Genomic DNA, 5,015 nt, shown 5'->3' with positions numbered 1-5,015 from the left:
AACTCCCGCACGGCCCGCGCTGGCCGCGCCGCCCTGCAAAGCGCCTACCGCAAGGCCCAGGAGCGCATCCCCGAGGAGTGCACCGCCATCGAGAAAGGCATGGGAAAGATTCGCGCGATCGAAGGTGAGACAGCCTCGGAAACTGTCTCACCGGACGCGGCCGCCAACGAGTTCGGCGTGCTCCTGGGCGCGCTGTTCGCCCACGGCCAGGGCTACTGGGCCGGCGCCATGGAAGCTTTCGGGCGCGCCCTCGGTCGCTTCGTCTACCTGATGGACGCCGCCGTGGACTTCGCCGACGACGCGGCCTCGGGCAGCTACAACCCCTTCGTGATACTCGGCGCCACGCCCGAGACCATGCGCACCACACTGGCCCTGGCCGCCGCCGATACCGCCGAGGCCTACGAGCGCCTGCCCCTCGTGCAGGACGCCCATCTCATGGACGCTATCTTGTACTCGGGCGTGTGGGCGCAGTTCAATCGGACGTACACGCCCTAAAGCCGCCCGGCTGGCGCTTCCAAACCCCTTCCTCATCTGTCACAATGGGCACGGCGCGACTGAGGAAGCGCTGCATTCCGCCCACACCGATCGTTTCGAAGGCAACCCATGCGCATTCTCCTGATCGAAGACGAACCCGAGCTTCTGCACGATCTCGCCCGAGGGCTGGCCTTGAAAGGCTACGCTGTGGACGAGGCCGCCGACGGCGCCGAGGGGCTCCAGCGGGCCCTCGACGAGGACTACGATCTCGTCGTGCTCGACCTCAACCTGCCCGGCATGGACGGACTGCGCGTCCTATCCGAGCTCAGAGCCGTCAAACCGCAGGCAAAGGCCCTCATCCTGTCGGCGAACCACCACCTCGAGACCAAGCTCTCGGGCTTCGCGCTCGGCGCGAGCGACTACCTGACCAAGCCCTTCCACTTCGAGGAACTCGAGGCACGCATCCGCGTGCTCATCAACCGGCAGTTCGTGCAGCAAACGACCACCCTGACCTACCGTGATCTCTCGCTGGACACTTTGAAACGCCAGGCCAACGTCTGCGGCGAGCCTTTGCCCCTTACCGCGAAGGAGATGGGCATCCTCGAGTACTTCCTGCTCAACCAAGGGCGCCTCGTCACCCAGCAGGACATCGTCGATCATGTGTGGGACGGGGACGCGAATCCGTTCAGCAACTCGGTGCGCGTGCACCTGTCGGCGTTGCGCAAGAAGCTCAAGGCAGCGCTCGGCGCCGACCCCATTCGCACGAAAATCGGAGAGGGGTACCTTCTGTCATGAGAAGCCTGTCGCTGCGGGCGCGGTTCACCATTGCCGCCAGCCTGTTCCTGATCGTCTCCTGCACCGCCCTGACCGTGGTGGCGCACTACTCCGCCAATCGGATGATCGACGCGGTTACGCTCGAGCCCAGCATCGTCGCCGAAGACACCGTCGCAGGCGGCGAGCCGGCGGCGCTCACCGAGCCGGCAAGCGAGGCGGCTCCCGCGGGAGGGCAGCTGCTCTACGACGCCTTCCGCCGGGAGACGACGCTGGCCACCGTGCTCATCGTGCTTGCGGGAAGCGTGGGCGCGTACTTCGCGGCGAGCTATGTGCAAAAGCCGCTGCGCCGCCTGTCCGAGGAAGTGAAGAGCCGCGATGCCGGCAACTTCGCGCAGCCCCTTCCCGTGCCGCGCAGCGCCGACGAGATTCGCGACCTCACGCTGTCGTTCAACCAGCTGCTCGCGCAGCTCCAGCGCTCCTTCGCGCTGCAGCGGCAGTTCTCCGCTGACGCCGCTCACGAGTTGCGCACGCCCCTCGCCGTCCTGCAGACGAAGGTGGACGTTTTCGCGCTGTCGCCGCACCTCGACGACGAGACGCGCATCTTCATCGTCAACCTTCAGGCCCAGATACGGCGCCTGACCGATTTGGTGGAAGACCTGCTCCTGTTCAGCCGCGATGTGCCGCTGGAATCTGCCGAGCCCGTGCCGCTGGCCCCGCTGCTGAGCGATGTGGCCGACGAGCTCGCCGCCCTGGCAGACGAGAAGTGCATCGCGGTGCGGGTACAGGAAACGCAAGCCGTCGTCCGAGGCCAAGACGGCCTTCTCGAGCGGGTGTTCTACAACCTGCTGGAGAACGCGATCAAGTACAGCCCCGCGGGCACCGCCATCGACGTGGCCGTCGGCACCGACGGGGAATGCACGACCGTCTCCTTCGCCGACGAAGGGTGCGGCGTTCCCGAAGAGCTTCGCGAGGCCATTTTCGAGCCGTTCTTCCGCGTCGATGCGTCGCGCAGCCACCTTACGGGCGGAAACGGGCTCGGCCTGGCCCTTTGCAAGAAGATCCTGGAACGCCACGGGGCCAGCATCCGCGTGCTTCCCCACACGCCGCGCGGCAGCATCTTCCAGGTGAGCTTTCCTGCTTAACACCAGCTTTATACGGCTCACGGTATGCTCCCGAGCGCACGTTCGAGAAGCAAAGGAGTACTTACCCGTGAAACGATTCGCCATTATTATCGCGGCCGCGGCATGCGCCCTCGTCCTTGCCGCCTGCGCGCCGCAGACGCCGACCCTCGACGAGGTGGAGAAAGCCGTCGCCGAGGGCAACGTGACCCTCGAGGACGCGCTCGACAAGGGCTGGGTGACCCAGGAATGGGCGGATGCCTATCTGGAGGAGCACAGCGTGGCCGCCGACGACAAGGTGACCGACGATGCCCTGGCCGACTTCAGCACGGAAACCGTCGAGGGAGGCGCCTTCGCGAAGGGCGACATCCAGGGCGTGACCTTCCTCACCTTTATCGATCCCGAGGCCGAAGAGGGACGCGCGTTCTTCCGCGAGCTGGCAGCTGCCAGCGACGCGGTGCGGCAAAACGGCGCCAGCATCGTGGTGTGCGCGCGGGGCGACCAGGGAAGCGAGCTGTTCGACGGCGCGCCCTTCCCCGTCATCGTCTACAACGACGAGCTGCGCGCGGCCCTCGGAGAGAGCGCCGAAATGGCCGAGGCCGGCCCGGCTACCGGCGTGTGGTACGTTGACGGAGCGGTGATCTCCGCATGGTGCACGGGCCTTCCAGCATCCGACATCGAGGAGTCGGCGGCCTCGTTCGCGGAAATCTCCCGCGACCTCCAAGGCGCGGGCGAGGGCGCGGCAGCCGACGAAGCAGATGCCCAAAACGGCGAGGCGGCCGTCGTCACCCTGGGGGCCTGATTGCCATGAGGAAAGCGACGGTCTGCCTTTTGGCGCTCGCCCTGGTCATGGTGGCCGCAGGAGCCGCGCGCGGCGAGGTTGCCACTGTGCTCTCCAAGGGAACCAACCTGTGCTTGGAGTGCGTTGGCATTGGGTAGCACGAGCAGGGGACGCATCAGCCGGTGGAAGATCCAACTGCTCGCGGCGCTGGCTGCCAACCCCTTCATCGCGAACTTCTTCGCGGGCACCATATACAAAGGCGAACTGAAGGCACTGTGCGTGCCGGGGCTGAACTGCTACTCGTGCCCCGCTGCGGCCGGTTCGTGCCCCATCGGTGCGCTGCAGGCTACCCTGGGATCGCCGAAGTTCCATGTCGCGTACTACGTGCTGGGCGTCATGATATTCATCGGTGCGCTGCTGGGACGGGTGGTGTGCGGGTTTCTCTGCCCCTTCGGCTGGTTCCAGGAGCTGCTGCACAAGGTGCCGTCGCGAAAGTTCAGCACCCGGCGCCTTCGCGTTCTGACCTACCTCAAGTACGTCATCCTCGCGGCGTTCGTCATCGTGGCCCCCTTGACCATCGTCAACGAGGTCGGCCTGGGCGATCCCTTCTTCTGCAAGTACCTCTGCCCGGCCGGCATTCTGGAAGGCGGTATCCCCCTCGCCATCGCCGACGAGGGTATCCGCGCCAGCCTGGGACCCCTTTTCACGGGGAAGACCTGCCTGCTTCTGGGCATTGTGACGTTGGCAGTGTTCTTCTACCGGCCGTTCTGCAAATGGCTGTGCCCCCTGGGGGCGTTCTACGCTCCCTTCAACAAGGTATCGGCCTGCCGGCTCCACGTAGACGCCCGCGCGTGCACCTCCTGCGGCACCTGCAGCCGCACCTGCAAGATGGACGTTGAAGCGTTTCGCACACCGAATCACACCGAGTGCATCCGGTGCGGCGATTGCGTGCGCACCTGCCCCACCCGGGCAATTTCCCTCTCATTTCCCCTGATGAACCGAACCGAGACAAAGGAGAACGATCATGTTGAGAAGAATAGCGACCCTCGCAGCGGCGGCCCTGCTGGGAGCGGCTCTGCTAGCCGGGTGCAGCTCCCCTGACGGCGAGCTCGTGTCGAAGACCCCTTTCCCGGAGTTTTCCGCCGTGGACACCGACGGCGAGAGCATCGGCAGCGACGTGTTCGGCGACTGGGACGCGACCATCGTCAACTTCTGGAACAACGGCTGCGGCACCTGCATCGCCGAAATGCCCGAGCTCGAGGAGATGTACCAGCAGTTCAAGACGGAGAACGTGAACCTCATCGGCGTGGCGGCCGACTCGGGCGAAAGCGACGAGCAGCTTGCCTGCGCCCGCGACATCCTCCACGAGAAGGGCGTGACCTACGCCAATATCTCGCCGAGCCCCGAGAGCAGCTTTTACCAGGACTTCGTCAAAGGGCTCACGGGATACCCCACCACCTACATCGTCGATCGCGAGGGCAACATCATCGGCGCGCCCATCATCGGCAACGTGAAGGCGCAGGAGCAGACCGTGAGAGAGCGCATCGAGCGAGCCCGCTCCTAGAATGCGCGCCCACAGCCGGGGACGGCGTACGCGTCCGCAGCCCGCGGAGGGCAGCATGCGCGCACGGGTGCGCAGCCCCGGCCCCGCCGAAGAGGCGGCGAGGCGCAGAAGGGCCCGCGTCTTGGAAGACGCGGGCCCTTGGCATGATCAGGTTTTCGCGCGTTTCTACCCGATGAACGCCGCGAGCAGGCTGGCAGCCGTGGCGTAGAAGGGAACGCGCGACTCCTCCTGCACGGCCGCGGCGAACTGGGGCATCCACTGACGGGCGTGCTCGGCCACAAACTCGTCCCAAGCCGCCTCGGGG

Annotated in this window: 7 protein-coding genes (1 of these 7 running past the window's edge); all 7 read left to right on the top strand. The window is 65.9% G+C overall.

The genetic code is table 11. The features are described from left to right. Nucleotides 1-495, top strand: partial view of a DUF5685 family protein gene (locus QZ307_RS08700; RefSeq protein ID WP_295998720.1) — the 3' portion only. Its footprint begins 243 nt before the window's first position; the window shows 495 of its 738 coding nt (coding positions 244-738); the start codon falls outside the window, past its left edge; it ends in the stop codon at nt 493-495. A gap of 108 nt (nt 496-603) precedes the next feature. Then, a complete protein-coding gene (locus QZ307_RS08695; protein ID WP_114548785.1) occupies nt 604-1,269 on the top strand; it encodes a response regulator transcription factor in 666 nt (221 codons plus the stop codon). Next, the gene (locus QZ307_RS08690; protein ID WP_295998716.1) at nt 1,266-2,390 is read left to right on the top strand and encodes a HAMP domain-containing sensor histidine kinase; all 1,125 of its coding nucleotides are present in this window, start codon (nt 1,266-1,268) and stop codon (nt 2,388-2,390) included. Before QZ307_RS08695 ends, QZ307_RS08690 begins: the two co-directional genes overlap by 4 nt. Before the next feature lie 67 nt (nt 2,391-2,457). Next, a complete protein-coding gene (locus QZ307_RS08685; protein ID WP_114548787.1) occupies nt 2,458-3,168 on the top strand; it encodes a hypothetical protein in 711 nt (236 codons plus the stop codon). A 5-nt stretch (nt 3,169-3,173) separates the two neighbouring features. Further along, nucleotides 3,174-3,305, top strand: a complete 132-nt coding sequence (locus QZ307_RS08680) for a CD1871A family CXXC motif-containing protein (RefSeq protein WP_206604142.1) — start codon at nt 3,174-3,176, stop codon at nt 3,303-3,305. After that, nucleotides 3,292-4,248 carry a 4Fe-4S binding protein gene (locus QZ307_RS08675; protein WP_206604143.1) on the top strand — a complete coding sequence of 319 codons (957 nt, stop codon included), beginning with the start codon at nt 3,292-3,294 and terminating at the stop codon, nt 4,246-4,248. Before QZ307_RS08680 ends, QZ307_RS08675 begins: the two co-directional genes overlap by 14 nt. A gap of 10 nt (nt 4,249-4,258) precedes the next feature. Continuing rightward, on the top strand, nt 4,259-4,711 hold the full coding sequence (locus QZ307_RS08670; RefSeq protein WP_275206647.1) for a TlpA disulfide reductase family protein: 453 nt from the start codon (nt 4,259-4,261) through the stop codon (nt 4,709-4,711). Nucleotides 4,712-5,015: the final 304 nt, after the last annotated feature.

Source organism: uncultured Adlercreutzia sp. (assembly GCA_910585575.1).
GTDB lineage: Bacteria > Actinomycetota > Coriobacteriia > Coriobacteriales > Eggerthellaceae > Adlercreutzia.
This window is presented reverse-complemented; position numbering and strand designations above follow the sequence as displayed.